This window comes from Erythrobacter aureus (assembly GCF_003355455.1).
Taxonomy (GTDB): domain Bacteria; phylum Pseudomonadota; class Alphaproteobacteria; order Sphingomonadales; family Sphingomonadaceae; genus Qipengyuania; species Qipengyuania aurea.
Map to the genome: position 1 here is coordinate 388,988 of NZ_CP031357.1, position 16,682 is coordinate 405,669.

The 16,682-nt window shown below is 64.7% G+C and carries 13 protein-coding genes; 10 read left to right on the forward strand and 3 right to left on the reverse strand.

What is annotated here, in order from left to right; genetic code table 11:
- Nucleotides 1–22: 22 nt before the first annotated feature.
- Nucleotides 23–1,015 (forward strand): agmatine deiminase family protein, encoded by a 993-nt coding sequence (locus DVR09_RS01860; protein WP_115415425.1) that lies wholly within the window; start codon nucleotides 23–25, stop codon nucleotides 1,013–1,015.
- A gap of 167 nt (nucleotides 1,016–1,182) precedes the next feature.
- Here DVR09_RS01860 and DVR09_RS01865 read toward each other — a convergent pair whose 3' ends face one another.
- The 3 genes from DVR09_RS01865 to DVR09_RS01875 all read right to left on the reverse strand — a co-directional run bounded on the left by DVR09_RS01865 (nucleotide 1,183) and on the right by DVR09_RS01875 (nucleotide 5,870).
- Nucleotides 1,183–1,929: a sulfite exporter TauE/SafE family protein gene (locus DVR09_RS01865; RefSeq protein ID WP_115415426.1), complete on the reverse strand. Its 747-nt coding sequence runs from the start codon at nucleotides 1,927–1,929 to the stop codon at nucleotides 1,183–1,185.
- A gap of 9 nt (nucleotides 1,930–1,938) precedes the next feature.
- Nucleotides 1,939–3,969 (reverse strand): threonine--tRNA ligase, encoded by a 2,031-nt coding sequence (gene thrS / locus DVR09_RS01870; RefSeq protein WP_115415427.1) that lies wholly within the window; start codon nucleotides 3,967–3,969, stop codon nucleotides 1,939–1,941.
- 233 nt (nucleotides 3,970–4,202) lie between these two features.
- A complete protein-coding gene (locus tag DVR09_RS01875; protein WP_115415428.1) occupies nucleotides 4,203–5,870 on the reverse strand; it encodes an alkaline phosphatase D family protein in 1,668 nt (555 codons plus the stop codon).
- A gap of 160 nt (nucleotides 5,871–6,030) precedes the next feature.
- Between DVR09_RS01875 and DVR09_RS01880 the strand changes: the two genes are divergently transcribed.
- The 9 genes from DVR09_RS01880 (at nucleotide 6,031) to DVR09_RS01920 (ending at nucleotide 16,672) form a co-directional block, all read left to right on the forward strand.
- Entirely contained in the window at nucleotides 6,031–6,213 is a 183-nt protein-coding gene (locus DVR09_RS01880) for a hypothetical protein (RefSeq protein ID WP_162814813.1), read from the forward strand.
- Nucleotides 6,210–6,785 carry a hypothetical protein gene (locus DVR09_RS01885; protein ID WP_115415430.1) on the forward strand — a complete coding sequence of 192 codons (576 nt, stop codon included), beginning with the start codon at nucleotides 6,210–6,212 and terminating at the stop codon, nucleotides 6,783–6,785. The genes DVR09_RS01880 and DVR09_RS01885 overlap by 4 nt, the downstream gene beginning before the upstream one ends.
- Nucleotides 6,782–6,991, forward strand: a complete 210-nt coding sequence (locus tag DVR09_RS01890; protein WP_115415431.1) for a helix-turn-helix transcriptional regulator — start codon at nucleotides 6,782–6,784, stop codon at nucleotides 6,989–6,991. The genes DVR09_RS01885 and DVR09_RS01890 overlap by 4 nt, the downstream gene beginning before the upstream one ends.
- Nucleotides 6,992–7,065: 74 nt before the next feature.
- Entirely contained in the window at nucleotides 7,066–8,139 is a 1,074-nt protein-coding gene (locus tag DVR09_RS01895) for a YjgN family protein (protein ID WP_234041515.1), read from the forward strand.
- Nucleotides 8,114–9,220, forward strand: coding sequence for a M48 family metallopeptidase (locus DVR09_RS01900; RefSeq protein WP_162814814.1), 1,107 nt, complete (start codon nucleotides 8,114–8,116; stop codon nucleotides 9,218–9,220). The genes DVR09_RS01895 and DVR09_RS01900 overlap by 26 nt, the downstream gene beginning before the upstream one ends.
- Nucleotides 9,221–9,259: 39 nt before the next feature.
- Nucleotides 9,260–10,003, forward strand: a complete 744-nt coding sequence (locus DVR09_RS01905; RefSeq protein WP_115415434.1) for an alpha/beta hydrolase — start codon at nucleotides 9,260–9,262, stop codon at nucleotides 10,001–10,003.
- Nucleotides 10,000–10,839 (forward strand): tetratricopeptide repeat protein, encoded by an 840-nt coding sequence (locus DVR09_RS01910; protein ID WP_115415435.1) that lies wholly within the window; start codon nucleotides 10,000–10,002, stop codon nucleotides 10,837–10,839. The genes DVR09_RS01905 and DVR09_RS01910 overlap by 4 nt, the downstream gene beginning before the upstream one ends.
- Nucleotides 10,836–11,813 carry an LLM class flavin-dependent oxidoreductase gene (locus DVR09_RS01915; protein WP_115415436.1) on the forward strand — a complete coding sequence of 326 codons (978 nt, stop codon included), beginning with the start codon at nucleotides 10,836–10,838 and terminating at the stop codon, nucleotides 11,811–11,813. Before DVR09_RS01910 ends, DVR09_RS01915 begins: the two co-directional genes overlap by 4 nt.
- 179 nt (nucleotides 11,814–11,992) lie before the next feature.
- Nucleotides 11,993–16,672: an NAD-glutamate dehydrogenase gene (locus DVR09_RS01920; RefSeq protein ID WP_115415437.1), complete on the forward strand. Its 4,680-nt coding sequence runs from the start codon at nucleotides 11,993–11,995 to the stop codon at nucleotides 16,670–16,672.
- Nucleotides 16,673–16,682: the final 10 nt, after the last annotated feature.

A 16,682-nucleotide genomic window follows, 5' to 3' on the forward strand; every position in this document is an offset into this window, starting at 1 on the left:
CCGCGAGCCGGAGAGCCGATCCATGCCCTTCAAGATGCCGCCCGAATGGGCGCCGCAGGACTGGTTATGGATCGGCTTTCCGCACGATGCCGAGGAATGGCCGGGCGTGCTCCCGCGCGCGCAGGAGCAGATTGCGGCTTTCGCCAACGCCGTGGCCGAAAGTGGGCAGCAGGTCCGCCTGCTGGTGCGCGATGCCGCTAACGAGGCCCGCGCACGCCAGCTTGTGACCGGCAGCGTGAAGCTGGAGCGCCGCGCCTATGGCGATGTCTGGCTGCGCGATACCGGGCCGCTGGTGCGGTGTGACGACCAAGGCAATCGGGCCGCGCACCGTTTCGGCTTCAACGGCTGGGGCGGCAAATATCTGATGGAAGGCGACCAGACGATCGGCGCCGAACTCGCCGGGGATGCGGACCTGCCGCTAACGGTGGCCGACTGGATACTTGAGGGCGGAGCGATAGACGGCGACGGCACCGGTCTCGTCGTCACGACCGAGCAATGCCTGCTCAACCCCAACCGGAACCCGCAGCTTTCGCGCGAGGAGATCGAAGGGCGCCTGATACGCGATCTCGGCTTTACCCGGGTGCTCTGGCTGGGCGATGGATTGATCAACGACCATACAGACGGCCATGTCGACAATCTCGGCCGCTTCGTCGCTGCCAATACGCTGTGCCTGCCGCGCGCGACTGGCAGCGACGATCCCAATGCGGCGATTTATGCCGATGCCAGGCACCGCGCCGAGGGTGCGGGCGTGACGGTGAAGGATATCCCTTCGCCCGGCCTGATCACCAGCGGCGATCACATCGAACCCGCCAGCTACGCCAATTTCGCCATCACCAGCCATCTCGTCGTGGTCCCGACCTTCGGCAGCCCGCATGACGAGGACGGCGTAGCGGCCATCGCCGAACTCTTCCCCGATCGCGCGACCATCGGCCTGCCGGGCGATGCGGTCTTGGCAGGCGGCGGCGGCTTCCACTGCGCCAGCCAGCAAATGCCGTCCGCCCGATGGCGCCCTTAACGATTCATTAGGGCTTGGAGCGGACAATGCGTGCATGGCCAAGGCTACCGCTCTCACTCGCACTCACGTTGCTCCGCACCCGGTGGCAGACATCGCGCGAACGCTAATCGTTTGCGGCTGTGGCCTCGCACTGGCTCTTGCCGGACCGGTGCTGCCGTTCTGAGCGGTTAGCCGAAAGCCTTCCAGAGCGCTGCAACCGCAGCTCCGCCCAACACCGCACCCACGCAGATGCGCCAGGTCCGGTCCTCTATGCGTCCGGAAGCTTTGTTGCCGAGCCAATTGCCGACCAAAATCGCCGGAAACAACAGGATGGCCAGGACAGCAAGCGTCCAGTCGAGCACGCCCATGGCCGCGCCGCTCACCAATCCCGTGGTCGATGCGCAGGTGAAGATCAGCAGCATCGATGCCTTGGCGGTTTCACGCGGAATATCGCGCCCCACATAATAGGGTACGACCGGCGGGCCGGGCATTCCCGCGTAACCGGTCATCAAGCCGCTTAGCACACCGACTCCGCCAGTCGTCGCCGGATGATGATCCAAGGCGCCGCGGCGCGGGAGCAGAACGGCCGCGAAGGCCGACAGCGCGATAAAGGCGATCACCACGCGCGCAAGGGCGGGCGCGGTGATGCTGAGGATATACAACCCGACCGGGGTCGACACCGCGACCAGCGCAATAATGATCCACGCCGATTTTTCCGCACTGCGCAGCAAGCGCCGGATTTCCGACATGCCGATGAACACCGACAGGAAATTCGTCAGCAATACGGCTTCCATCGGTAACAGCGCCAGTGCGAGGATCGGCACCAGCAGGATGGCCATGCCGAAGCCGGTCAGCCCGCGCACGAAGGCCGACACGAAAGCTGCCACCAGCGCGGCGACGATGGCCGCCCCGCCATACCCTGCGAGAAGGTCCACGCGGTGGCCCTAGCTTTCGCGCAGATCGGGCGGGGTCGCGCCATCCTTGAGCATGGCGATCGCCTCGTCGAGGTTCATCACGCGCTGCTCCTTCTCGCCCAGAGTTCGCACCGCAACCGTGCCCTCCTCTGCCTCGCGTTTGCCCACCACCAACAGGTGCGGGACCTTGGCAAGACTGTGTTCGCGCACCTTGTAGTTGATCTTCTCGTTGCGCAGATCGCTTTCGACGCGGATGCCCGTTGCTTCCAGCTTGGCTACCGCTTCCCTGGCATAGTCGTCGGCGTCCGAAACGATCGTCGCGACCACCGCCTGCACCGGGGCGAGCCACACGGGAAGGCGGCCGGCGAAGTGTTCGATCAGGATGCCGATGAAACGCTCGTATGACCCGAAAATCGCACGGTGGAGCATGACCGGGCGATGCTTCTCGCCATCCTCGCCGACATAGCTCGCATCGAGCCGTTCGGGCAGCACGCGATCACCCTGGATCGTACCGACCTGCCAGGTGCGGCCGATGGCATCGGTGAGGTGCCATTCGAGCTTGGGCGCATAGAACGCGCCTTCGCCGGGCAGTTCCTCCCAGCCGTAGGTCTCATTGTCCATGCCCGCTTCGGCCACCGCATCGCGCAATTCCTGTTCGGCGCGGTCCCAATCCGCGTCCGACCCAAGCCGCTTCTCGGGACGCAGCGCCAGCTTGATTTCGTATTTGAAGCCGAAGTCCGAATAGACCTCGTCCGCCAATTTGCAGAAGGCGCGAACTTCCTCGACCACCTGGCTCTCGGTGCAGAAGATATGCGCATCGTCCTGGGTGAACTGGCGCACGCGCATCAGCCCGTGCAGCGCGCCATGCGGCTCGTTGCGATGGCAGCAGCCCATTTCGCCCAGCCTAATCGGCAGGTCGCGGTAAGAGGTGATGCCCTGCTTGAAAACCAGCACATGCGCCGGGCAATTCATCGGCTTGATCGCCATCCAGTCGGCATCGCCGGCGACCTGCGGATTGGCTCCCTTGCCGCCATTATCGTCGCCCAGCCCTTCGACCTCGGGGACGATATCGGGCACGGCAAACATGTTCTCGGCATATTTGCCCCAGTGGCCCGACTGCTCCCACTGGCGCACATCCATCAGTTGCGGCGTCTTGATCTCGCGATAGCCCCCGCCATCCATCTTGCGGCGCATATACGCCTCCAGCTCGCGCCAGATGCGATAGCCCTTGGGGTGCCAGAACACGCTGCCATGCGCCTCTTCCTGCAAATGGAACAGGTCCATCTCGCGGCCCAGCTTGCGATGGTCGCGCTTGGCCGCCTCCTCCAGCCGGTGGAGGTGGGCGTCGAGCTGCTTCTTGTTGAGCCAGCCCGTGCCGTAGATGCGCGTGAGCTGCGCATTCTTCTGGTCGCCCCGCCAATAGGCCCCGGCCACGCGCATCAGCTTGAAGGCCTGCGGGTCGAGCTTGCCGGTCGAGGCGAGGTGCGGGCCGCGGCACATGTCGAGCCAGTCCTCGCCCGACCAGTAGACCGTCAGATCCTCGTCCTCGGGCAGTTCCCTGGCCCATTCGGCCTTGAAGGTCTCGCCTTCGGCTTCCCACTTGTCGATCAGCTGCTGGCGGCTCCACACTTCGCGCCTGAGCGGCTTGTTGGCCTTGATGATCTCGCGCATCTTCTCCTCGATCGCGGGCAGATCGTCCATGCTGAACGGTTCGCGCGTATCGGGCGCCTTTACATCGTAATAAAAGCCATCGTCCGTCGCCGGACCGAACGTGATCTGCGTGCCCGGCCAGAGCGCCTGCACGGCTTCAGCGAGCACATGGGCAAAATCGTGGCGTGCGAGTTCGAGTGCGTCATCCTCGTCGCGGCTGGTGATCAGCGCCAGTTCCGCATCGCCATCGAAGGGGCGATTGATGTCGCGCAGCTCGCCATCGACGCGCGCGGCGATGGCGGCCTTGGCGAGACCGGGACCGATCGCGGCAGCGACATCGGCAGGCGTGCTGCCACGTTCCATTTCGCGCACCGATCCATCGGGCAGGCTGATCTTGAGCAGTTCCGTCATGTCACTCGTCGTCCGTTTGCTTGGCGAGCGCCATGGCACAGGCGCGCTTAGCCTTGAAGCGGCGTTTGCGAAGATTTTGCGATTTCGGGGGAAACGCCAACCGCCCGAAACCGGGCGGCGGTGGATCGCTTATGCCGCGACCGACCGCCCCCGGTGGCCCGGGGTGGTGGTAGTCGTGGCTATGATCCGCATATGCGCCATGGGCTGCGAGATAGCGGGCGCCGGTCGGTTTCTCAACCCACCTCGAGCGTGCGGCTTCCCGCGAGCGTGGTGATACGCTTGGTCGATACGACACCGGCGCCCTTTTCGCGCACGCTCGAAAGGAAGCGGTATTCGCTCGACGCGCTGCCGGGCGTGAGTTCGACTGCCATGTAGCCGCGATGCGATCCGTCCATCCATTTGAGTTGACGGTTGTGGGCGACGATCGCCCGCTCCACATCGCGCGGATCGAGATGGGTGAGATAGGTTTCGAATCCGGGCGAAGTGACCGAGTGGCCGCCGAATTCGACGCCGACCTTTTCGCCCCCATGGTCGAGATCGAACGCCCAGGCATTATGCGTGTCGCCTGCCAGGCTGACCAGGTTCGCATTGGCCCCCAGAGCCGCCTCGAACACGCGCCCGCGCGCAGCGGGGTAGCCATCCCATGCGTCCATATTGAGCGGCAGTTCGGCGCGGCTTGCCATGGCGCCCGCGAGAATACGCTGGCGGACGAAATCGGGGAGGTCTGCGGGAAGGTTGTCGGTCAGGCTGGTCGCGCTGGCGAGCCGCCCCATCAGAACCTGCTGGACGAGCACCTGCCACGGCTTGCCCGCCGACGCGGACCGCTTGAGACCGTCGGCCAGCCAGCCCTGTTGTCGCATGCCGAGGAGTTCACGGTCGGCACCGCGATAGTCTCCGTCGCGGAAGGCGACGAGCGCGGCCATCGCATCTTCGGGGGAGGTTTTTCCCGCAAGGATCTTGCCGATCGAGAATTGTTCGGCACGCGCGGTCAGGCGGGTTTCGAGCCGGAAGAGAGTGGCGAGATCGCCGACCTCGTAGGCCGCCCATGGCTCGTCCGACACCGGCATCCATTCGCGATAGGCCCTGGCGGCGGCAGCCTTGCGAACAGACCATTCGCCTTCGGTATCGGGCTGGTGGTTCTGCGCGCCCCCTTCCCAGGAATCATTGCTGCTCTCGTGGTCGTCCCAGCCCGAAATCATCGGATACAGTTGATGCAATCTCCGCAGATCGGCATCCGCACGATAGGTCGCATAGCGCAGGCGGTAATCGGAGAGAGCGACGGTTTCGCTCGCCGGAAACAGCATGCGGCCCGGTTGGGCCTCCGCGTTCGAAGGATAGGTGCCGGGGCCGTATTCGTAGAAATAATCGCCCAGATGCAGGGCGCAATCGAACCCGCCATCGGCCGCGGCATGAGCATAGGCGTTGAACCAGCCGAAGCCGATGTTGGAGCAGGAGAAGACCGCCATGCGGAATTTCTCCGTCGCGCCGACAGGGAGCGTTTTCGTCCGCCCGACATCGGAATGCGACCCATCGGGCGCGGTAAAGCGATAATAATACCAGCGACCGGGCTCGAGCCCCTCGGCCCAGGCCTTGCAGCACCAGTCATTGTCCGCGCTGGCGGTAACCGAACCGCCCGACGCCGCAGTGGCAAAATCTATCGAATCGCTGACCTGGAAGTCGAGCCGCGTGTCTTGCGTAGCGGCGTAGCGCGTCCACAGCAGGACGCGGCCCGGCCCGGGCTCGCCACTGGCAATGCCGTGCGTGAATCCCGATGCGCCGGAGTTCAACCCAGCCGATAGCGGTGCGCCCACCAGCCCTGCGCCAAGCATGCCCCCCTTCAGCAAGCTGCGGCGATCAAGCGCGGGGATACCGGCGGCGGCAGGCGGTTCGGTAGCGATCATGGGCGTCTCCTCTCTCTCCCGCCTGCCTGCTCCCGATGACGCTACAGAGACAAGGGAAATCGAGCACACGGAAGACGATATCGGCATTTTGGAAAGTATGCTTGACAAATCCTAGAAGAGCATGTAAATGCTCCTTGACACCAAGGAAAGGATCATTGCCATGACCAGGACCGAGCAAGCTCTCATCTGGGCCGCCGGGATCATCGCCTTCGCGGTGTTCGGCGCATTCGGGCTCGTGCCGCAGGATGTCGCCAGATACGGCGTAATCGCCCTGCCTGCCCTCGCCGCCGTCTCGATCTTCACGCAGCGCCCCTGCGCGCCCTGCGGAAAGATACGAGCATGAGCGGAGGTGAACCGATCGCCTCGACCCGTTCGCAAGGGTTCTGGGTCGGCATCTATCTGGCCAGCGTGGGAGTGATCGGCGCCCTCAAGCTGACCGACGCCATCGACGGGCCGACAGGCTTCATCCTGCTGGCCATTGCCACAGGCGCGCTCATGATCCCGATGCGGCGCGCCGGTGCCTGCACCAGCGCGGCCATGGCGACCTACAACCGGCGGGTCTTACTAAGCAGCTTCGGCTACGTGCTCGGCCTCGGCATCGCGGTGACGCTATGGAACGGTTACGAGCTGTCGAGACCGCTCGTCTTCGCGATTTCGCTGCTGCCGACCCTCCCGACCTTCGGGATCATCTGGGCGATGGCCCGCTATATCGCGGAGGAACGCGACGAGTACTTGCGCCATCGCACGATCATGGCGGCACTCGTCGCCCTAGGCTTCGTGCTTGCCATCGGCATCTTCTGGGGGTTCCTCGAGATGTTCGAACTGGTGCCGCACATCTGGGCTTGGTGGGTCCTGCCCGTCTGGGCGCTGGGTCTCGGCATGGCGCAGCTCTGGCAGAAGGTGCGCGGGTCATGAAAAACCGCCTCAAGGTCCTGCGCGCCGAGCGCGACTGGAGCCAGCAGGACCTCGCCACGCGGCTCGACGTCTCGCGCCAGAGCGTCAACGCGATCGAGACCGGGCGCTACGACCCGTCCCTCCCGCTTGCCTTTCGCATCGCCGACGTATTCGGCCTGGCCATCGAAGAAATCTTCCTGCGCGAAGAAAAACCCACCGCCGATTGACACCGCCCCTTCGATCCACGACCAGAGCGACACAGGGATCGAAGGGTTTTTCTATCATGCATGGGGCGCAGGACATGGAGGGCACGAATAGCGCCTTCGTTTTCGAGGGGAAGTGGCGCGATTTCGCGAAGATCGCCTTCCCCAACTTGCTGCTGACGATCGTCACTCTGGGCATCTACCGGTTTTGGGCGACCGCGCGCGAGCGCCGCTATCTGTGGTCGCGCACACGGTTCGTCGACGAGCATCTCGAATGGGCGGGCACGGGAATGGAGCTGTTTCTCGGCTTCCTCATGGTCTTCGTGCTATTCGGTATCCCCTATGTCTTCCTCACCTTCATTGCTCAGGCGCTGGTCGCCCGCGGCTATGAAGCGCTGGGCGTCGGCCTGACTTTCGTGGCGCTGACGGCAATCTTCTACCTCTTGGGCGTCGCGCGGTTTCGGGGCCTGCGTTACCGCCTTTCGCGCACGCGCTGGCGCGGCATTCGCGGCGGGAGCGACGATGGCGGATTTCTTTTCGGCCTGTCCTACATGTGGAAGACGATGGTCGGCTGGATCCCGCTCGGCCTGCTCATCCCCTGGTCGATGACCAGCCTGTGGAACGAGCGCTGGAACAAAATGAGCTTCGGCCCCTTTCGCTTCGAATCGAATGCCGAGGCCGGAGGAGTTTTCGTCCGTTTCCTGCTGTTCTACCTCGCGCCCTTCGTGCTGTTCGTGGGCGGGATGATCATGGCCGGAATGGGCATGCTGGCGGGTTATGGTATCGGCGGCGAAGACGGGATGAGGGTCGGCGGCGTGGTCGGCATTCTCGGCCTGCTCCTCTTCTTTTATCTCGGGCTCGGCCTGATCGCCGTGGCCTTCTACGCCAAGTTCTATCGCGAGGTCGTGGGCGCGACGCGCTGGCGCGATCTCCAATTCAGCTTCGAAGCCTCGACGCTCGACTGGGTCAAGCTGCTGGTGATCGATGCCGTGCTGGTGGTGTTCACGTTCGGGATCGGCCTGATCTTCCTGTCCTACCGCCACTGGAAGTTCTTCATGACGCATCTCGAAGCGGGCGGTGAAATCCTGCTCGACGAACTCACCCAATCGGAGACCAGGACCGCCAGGCATGGCGAGGGCCTGCTCGATGCCTTCGACATGGGCGCGATCTGACCCGATGGGAGAGGCGTTCCTGATTGCCGCCGAATGGTACGATGGGATCAATGCGGTGCGCCATTCGGGCGAGCTGACTTGGGATGGGCGCGGGGCCTTCACGCTCGATGGCCCCACGGATCGTCAGAGCTTCGCGGCGACTGATCTGCGCTTTGGCGAAACGCGCCCCGGCAAGATCGTCTATCGGCGCGACAGCGTACCCGACTTCCGGCTGATCCTGCCCGAAGACATTCCCCCCGGTCTGGCCGCGCGGCTCCCCGCGAAGAGCGAATACGGCGCCTGGGTCGACCGGCTGGGACTAGGCAAGGCCGTAGCGATCTTCGGTGTCGTCAGCGCGGCTGCGGTGGCGCTTTTCATGACGGCACCCGACTGGCTCGGCCCGCGCATCCCGGCAAGCTGGGAACGCAATATCGGGGAGGCCATGGTCGGCGATTTCGGCGGGCGTATCTGTCACACGCCCGAAGGCGACGCCGCGCTCGCCAAGCTGCTCGCGAAAGTGGACCCGGCAGAAGAAAAGGTCCGCGCGGGCATCGCGAATATGGGAATGGTCAATGCCGTTGCGCTGCCCGGCGGCCAGGTGCTACTGTTCGACGGGCTGGTCCAGCAGGCCGAAAGTCCCGAGGAACTGGCGGGCGTACTCGCCCACGAGGTCGGGCATGTGCGCGAACGGCATGTGATGACCGCGCTGCTCAGACAGTTCGGTCTGTCGATCTTGCTGGCCGGGGCGGACTCGAGCGTTACCAACGGCGTATTCGGGCTCGCCTCGATGGGCTATTCGCGCGACGCCGAACGCGAAGCCGACGATTACGCCCGCGCGCGCATGGCGGAGAGCAGCATCTCACCGCTGGGCGCGGCAGGTTTCTTCGAGAGAATGTCGGAGGAGTATGGCGACAGCGCCGACGCACCGGCCCTGGCAGGCTGGCTTGCAAGCCATCCCTCCTCGGGCGAGCGCGCCGAAGCCTATCGCGACGCGGCGGATGGTGATGCGCGCTATACGCCCGTCCTGGCTCCCGAGGAGTTCGCCGCCCTGAAATCCATGTGTGAAGAGGATCCGGACGTGGAGGAGTTCGACCTCTTCTAGGCCTTGCATTCGCGAGGCCGGGGGGCGACATCGGGCGCCATGTTCGACACCAAGCATTTCGAGCTGCCCGATGGGCGGCGCCTCGCTTTCCGCCATATCCGTGGCAATGGCCCCGCGCTGGTGTTTCTGCCCGGTTATATGTCCGACATGGCGGGCGGCAAGGCGACTGCGCTGTTCGACTGGGCGCGCGAGCAGGGGCGCGCCTGCCTGCTGCTCGACTATTCGGGTTGCGGCGAAAGCGAGGGCGATTTTGCGGACGGCACGCTCTCGAAATGGCGCGACGAGGCGCTCGCTCTGATTGAGGCGAAACTCGACGACCAAGTCATCCTAGTCGGGTCCTCGATGGGCGGTTGGCTGATGCTGCTTCTGGGAATGGCATTGGGCGATCGGCTGGCCGGGCTTGTCGGCATCGCCTCGGCGCCAGATTTCACCGAATGGGGCCGTTCCGAAACCGACAAGGCGAAACTGGCCGGGGGCGCGATCGTGTATGACGAGAACCCCTACGGTCCCGACCCCACCCCCATGCACCCCCGGTTCTTTACCGACGCGCAGGCGCAAGTGCTGCTTGGCGGCGAGATCACCATCGATGCCCCCGTCCGTCTGATCCACGGCCAGCGCGATGCCGATGTGCCCTGGGAAATAAGCCTGCGCCTTGCCGGAACGTTGCGTTCGGACGACGTACAGGTCACGCTGGTAAAGGATGGCGACCACCGTCTGTCGCGCGAGCAGGACATCGCTTTGCTGCTGCGCACCGTCGACGCGCTCTCGAAAGGTCCTGAATGATCGCCTCCGCCCTTGCCCTGCTGATGATGCAGGTCGGCCCGAACCCGTCCATCGATGCCTTCCCCGGCCTGCCCGACGAGCTGCGCGATCGACCCGAACGGCCGCAGGCGCGGGACCGGGCGGATACCGCATCACCGGCCCAGGGAAAGCTTGCCGATTGCGTAAATCTGGCGCGCGGCGATGCCGAAGCCGCCAGGGATTACGCACAGAAGTGGCGCGAAGCGGCGGCTACCCAGCTCGAACTGGCCCAATCGGCTCATTGCCTGGGCATCGCCTTCGTTCGCGAGGGCGAATTCGCCGAGGCACAAAGAGCGTTCGATCTGGCGACCGACGAAGTTCCCCTGGGCGCCCCGGCCTACCAGTCGCGCCTCGCGGCCATGTCCGGCAACGCGGCGATGGCCCAGGACCAGCCAGCGATCGCCGACATTGCTTTCGGCCGCGCCGTCACCCTTGCCACCCAAGCGGACGATGCGCCGCTTCTCGCCAGCGTCCTGATCGACCGCGCCCGCGCCCTGGTAGCCCTCGAGCGCAATGACGAAGCCGTTGCAACGCTGGAAAAGGCGCGTGGGAACGACCCTGCCAATGCCCGCGCATGGCTGCTTTCGGCCACATTGTCCCGGCGGCTGGAACGGCTGGGCGAAGCGCGTGAGCAGATCGCGCAAGCAGCGCTGCTGGCGCCGCGGGATCCCGCCGTGGGCCTCGAAGCAGGCGTGATTGCCGCGCTGTCGGGGCGCGAGCAGGAGGCCCGACGCAGCTTCGAATCGGTACTGCTCGTCGCGCCTGACAGCGACGAGGCCAAGCGTGCGCGCGGCTATCTGGAACAGCTCCAATCGTGACCGATTTTTCCGTCCTCGATCTGGTTCCGGTGCGCGAAGGAGGGAACGTCGGCGAAGCGCTCGAGGCGGCGACCGAGCTTGCCCGAAATGCGGAAGACAATGGCTGCAAGCGCTTCTGGGTGGCCGAACATCACGCGATGGCGGGTATTGCCGGTGGGGCGACCTCGGTCGTGCTTGCGCATATCGGCAATGCGACATCCACCATCCGCATCGGGTCGGGCGGAATCATGCTGCCCAATCACACGCCTTTCCAGATCGCCGAACAGTTCGGCACGCTCGACGCGCTGTTTCCGGGCCGCGTGGATCTCGGCCTGGGACGGGCGCCCGGAGCGGGGCCGGAACTTCAGCGCGCCTTGCGCAAGGATCTTCATCGCGCCGCCGAAATGTTCCCGCAGGACGTGGCCGAACTCATGGCGCTGATGGCAGGCGATACGGCCATTCACCCCACTCCGGGGCTTGGCGCGAAGCCCGAGTTCTGGATGCTGGGCTCCAGCCTCTTCGGTGCCCGGCTCGCCGCGCAGCTGGGCATGCCCTATGCCTTCGCCAGCCATTTCGCGCCCGACCACCTGGACGCCGCGCTCGAGCTCTATCGGCGCGATTTTCAGCCGTCCGAGGATTGGGAAAAACCGCATGTGATGGTCGCGATGAACCTGTTCGTCGCCGACACCGAGGAAGAGGCCGAATATCTGGCTTCCTCCCAGCTCCAGGCTTTCGTGGCCCTGCGCACGGGCACGCCGGGCAAGCTGCCCCCGCCAGTGCGCGGATATCGCGACCAATTGCCCGCACCGGCGCAGGCGATGCTGGCGCATATCGGGCAAGCCAGCGCGATCGGCACGCCGCAACAGGCTGCGCAGGCGGTAGAAGCCTTCGTTGGACGCACGGGAGCGGACGAGGTCATCTTCGGCGGCAGCATGTTCGATCCGGAGGCGCGATGCCGCTCGCTCGCGCTGGCCATGAACCGGCTCCGCGCATGAGCATGCCGTAACGGCACCGCGTTTCGCCGCATCATAGGCTTGCAATTGCAAATTCTCGGCGGCACCACCTTGCGAGCCGTCTCCAACAGGCCTAGGCGCGGCGCGCAGGTCGTGGCGCACACGACTCGGATATTTCGCGGCGCGGAAACGATCATGCGCCGCAAGGAGAGAGGCCCCTTATGGGTTCGAAGACTGCCGCGCTTCCCAAGAAGCTCCAAAACGCCATCACCGAAAGAATGCGCCAGTCGCTGCTGAAAGGCGATACGCCCTTCGACAAGGCAAGGCTTGCCGATGCTGCGTCCTTCGTAGGCGCGCTGGCGGCGGATCGCACCTTCGGTCGCTCGTCCATGGCGATCGAGAGCATCAGCGACGAACGCCGCCTTACGCGCATTGCGATCGTCAATGACGACATGCCCTTTATCGTCGATTCGGTGGCCGCGACCATCGCCGCGCTGGGCCTGTCGATCGACCGGCTCGTGCATCCGGTCATTCCCGTCGAACGCGACGACAAGGGGAAGCTGATCGGGATTCCCGATAACGATCCCTATTGGGAATCGATGATATATATCGAGGCGGCCCGCGTCGATGCGAAGACGCGCCGCCAGTTGCAGGAAGGCCTCAAGGAAACCCTCGCCGACGTGCGGGCGGCGGTCAGCGACTGGCCCAAGCTCCAGCAGGCGATGACGCAGGATGCCGATCGCATCCGCAATACGGACGAAGAAGGCGCGGACCTGCTCGACTGGCTCAATTCGGGCATGCTCACCCAGCTCGGCCACGTGACGCGCCATCGCGATGGCACGCAGCGCGACCAGCTCGGCATCTGTCGCAAAAGCGCTCGGGAACTCCTCGCGGAAGCTTCCTACGAGCGTGCGTTCACGTGGTTCGCGAAGAAGGACAACAGGCGCCGCCCCCTGATAATCAAGGCGAACCACCTCAGCAATGTGCACCGCCGCGTGCCGCTCGATCTGCTCATCGTGCCGATCCAGGAGGGCAGCGAGACCATCGCGCTTTCGGTCCATGCGGGTGTGTGGACCAGTGCCGCGCTGGCCGCGCCGCCGCGCAATGTGCCGCGCTTGCGCCGCGAACTCGAGGCTCTGCGCGAGCGCCACGGCTTCGACGATACCGGCCATGCGGGTAAGGCTCTGGTCCATGCCTTGACGACGCTGCCGCACGATCTGCTGATCGGCTTTTCCGAAAGCGACGTCGAACGCGTTGCCACCACGATGATGAGCCTGGTCGACCGCCCTCGCCCCCGGCTTGCCCTGGTCGAGGCTCCGCTTGCCCGACACCTTTTCGCCTTTGTCTGGCTGCCGCGCGACATGGTGGCAACGCAGGTCCGGCTGGAGATCCAGGCCCTGCTGGAAGAGGCCGCAGCGGCGCGCCTGCTCGACTGGAGCCTGGAGGTCGAGGGGGGCAATCTAGCCACGATCCGGTTCGTTTTCGACATTCGCGATGGCGACACGATACCGGACGAGGACCGGCTGGAACAGCAGATGCAGACGCTGCTGCGCGGCTGGAGCGAAGCGGTCGAGGCGGAGCTCGGCACACGGGAAGAACCCTCGCGCGCGGCCGGCCTGGCCATGCGCTTCGCCGAGCATTTCCCGACCGGCTTTCGCGGCCGGTTCGGCCCTCGCGAGGCCGCACTCGATATATCTCGGCTGCACGATCTCGGCGCCAGCCTCGAAAGCGAGGAAGTCGTACGGGGCGCGCGGATGTATTTCTGCGAGCGCGAGATCGATGGCTGCCTGCGGCTGAAACTGTACCAGTCCGAAGGCAGCCTGCCGCTTTCCGAAGGCGTGCCTGCGCTCGAGGATTTCGGTTTCTACGTGCGGTCCGAAATGCCCACCGTGCTCGACGAGGGGCGGCTGGGGACGATCCACGACTTTCTGCTCGATCTGAAGCCGGGGGCCGATCCCAAAGCGCTGATCGATCGATCCGATGCGATCGAGGAAGCAATCGCATCCGTGCTCAACAGCGAAGCGGAAAACGATCCCTTCAACCGCCTGGTGCCCGAAGCGGGACTGTCCGCGCGCGAAGCCAATTGGCTGCGCGCCTTCTACCGCTACCTGCGGCAAGTCGGCATGGGCTTCACGATTTATACGGTGGTCGATGCTCTCGCGGCCGCGCCCGATGTCACCCGGGCGTTGATCGCCCTCTTCACCGCGCGTCACGATCCCGATTTCGGCAGCGGACGCGACAAGGCGGTCGGGGACGCGCGCAACGCGATCAAGCGGGGCCTCGCCAAGGTCAAGGCGATCAACGACGACCGCCTGCTGCGCCTGTACAACTCGCTGATCGACGCGATTCTGCGCACCAATGCTTTCGCGCCCGCCGCAAGCGAAGCGCTTGCGATCAAGATCGATTCCGCCAAGGTTCCGGGCCTGCCCAAGCCGATTCCCTATCGCGAAATCTTCGTCTATTCGCGGCGCGTCGAAGGTATCCATCTGCGCAGCGGCCCGGTTGCGCGCGGTGGCTTGCGCTGGTCCGACCGACGCGACGACTTCCGCACGGAAATCCTGGGCCTTATGAAGGCCCAGCGCGTCAAGAACGCGGTGATCGTGCCGACCGGGGCGAAAGGCGGGTTTTATCCCAAGCAACTCCCCAATCCCGCCATCGATCGCGAGGGCTGGGCGGCCGAAGGACGCGCAAGTTACGAGACGTTCATCCGCACGCTCCTTTCGGTCACCGACAACATCGTCGACGATAAGGTCGTGCATCCGGAAAACGTCGTCATCACCGATGGCGAGGACCCTTATTTCGTGGTCGCCGCCGACAAGGGTACGGCAACCTTTTCCGACATCGCCAATGCAATCGCGAAATCGAGGGACTTCTGGCTCGACGACGCCTTCGCCTCGGGCGGCTCGAAAGGGTACGATCACAAGGCCATGGGCATCACCGCCAAGGGTGCCTGGGTCAGCGTCCAGCGCCAATTCCTCGAAATGGGCGTGGACGTGCAGAGCGACAGCGTCGAAGTCGTCGGCTGCGGTGACATGTCGGGCGACGTTTTCGGCAACGGTATGTTGCTGTCGAAGGCGATCAAACTGGTCGCCGCCTTCGATCACCGTCACATCTTTCTCGACCCCGATCCCGACCCGGCGGCAAGCTGGAAAGAACGCAAGCGTTTGTTCGACTTGCCGCGGTCGAGCTGGGAGGATTACGACAGCAAGCTGATTTCCAAGGGCGGCGGCGTGTTCCCGCGCGATGCGAAGAGCATCAAGCTGACCAAGGCGGTGCAGGCGAAGCTTGGCATCGATCAATCGGAAATCGAACCCGAGGCGCTGATTTCGGCCATTCTGAAGGCGCCGGTCGACCTGATCTGGTTCGGCGGCATCGGCACCTACATCAAGGCGAGCCACGAAAACAACGTGCAGGTCGGCGATCCCGCCAATGACGCGTTGCGCGTGGATGGTAGGGACGTGCGCGCGAAAGTCATCGGCGAAGGGGCCAATCTCGGCATTACGCAGGCCGGACGCATCGAATTCGCCCAAGTCGGCGGTCGATCGAACACCGACTTCATCGACAATTCCGCCGGCGTCGACTGCTCGGACAACGAGGTCAATATCAAGATTGCGCTGGCGGCGGCGCAACGCGCAGGCAAGCTGTCCGAACCCAAACGCGTCGCCCTGCTCGAATCGATGACCGACGAAGTCGGCCGGATTGTCCTCGAAGACAACCGGCTGCAGGCCCTGGCTCTCTCGATCGCCGAGATTGGCGGAGCAAGCGCTATGGCGTCGCAGCGCCATCTCGTCGAAACGCTCGAGGCGGGCGGGAATCTCGACCGGCGAACCGAAGGCCTGGCCGACGACCAGACGCTGCAACGGCGAGCTGCCGATGGGCAGGGCCTGACCCGCCCGGAACTGGCCGTGTTGCTGTCCTCGTCGAAGCTGGTGTTGCAGGATGCCGTCGAACGGGGCGGCCTTGCTGCGGACACACTGCTCGAGGATACGCTGTTCGAAGCTTTCCCCGAACCGATGCGCAAGAAGTTCAAGGCGCAGATTGCAGGGCACCAGCTGCGCCGCGAGATCATCGCGACCAAATTGGCCAACCGCATCGTCAACCGTCTCGGCATGATCCATCCTTTCGAACTTTCCGAAGAGGAAGGCGCGGAACTGTGCGAGGTCGCAGCCGCTTTCGTCGCGGTCGAGGAACTGTTCGGCCTGCCCGACCTGTGGGACACGGTCGATGTCGCGGACATGCCCGAAAAGGCGCGCCTGATGATATTCGACCGGATCGCCGCGGCCACGGGCAATCTGATGTCGGATGTGCTTCGGACGTCGGGAGGCAAGGTCGATCCCAGCGCGCTTGTTGCCGAAATCGGCAAGGGAGTCGCGAAGCTGTCCGATGCGACGGGCGAGCTCTTGTCCGCCGAATCGCGGCAGCAGTCGGACCGCTTGCGTGAACAGCTCGTAGCGGCAGGTGCGCCGGAGCCGCTGGCCGCGCGGGTCGCGCATCTCTACGATCTCGACGGGGCGGTTGGCCTTGCCAAACTGGCCAGCGAAACCGGCATCCCGCCGATCGGGCTGACCGAAGCCTTTACCGAAGTCGGTCACCGGCTCGGGCTCGACTGGGCGCAGTCGACGGCAGCGCTCATGAGCCCCTCCGATGTGTGGGAACGCCTGCTCGTGTCCGGCCTTGCACGCGATTTTCAACAGATGCGGCTGGAGTTGTTGCGCCGTCTCGCGCGGCGCAAGGATGCCAAGAAGGACATGCCGGGAATCGTTGCAAAATGGGCCGAGGAACAGTCTGCCGCCGTGCATGGCTTCCGCGCCATGGTTGCACGGGCACAGGGCCAGTCTCCGGTGGCGCCGGCCATGCTGGCACAGATCGCCAGCATGGCTCGCAATCTGCTCGGTCGATAACCGGTACGCT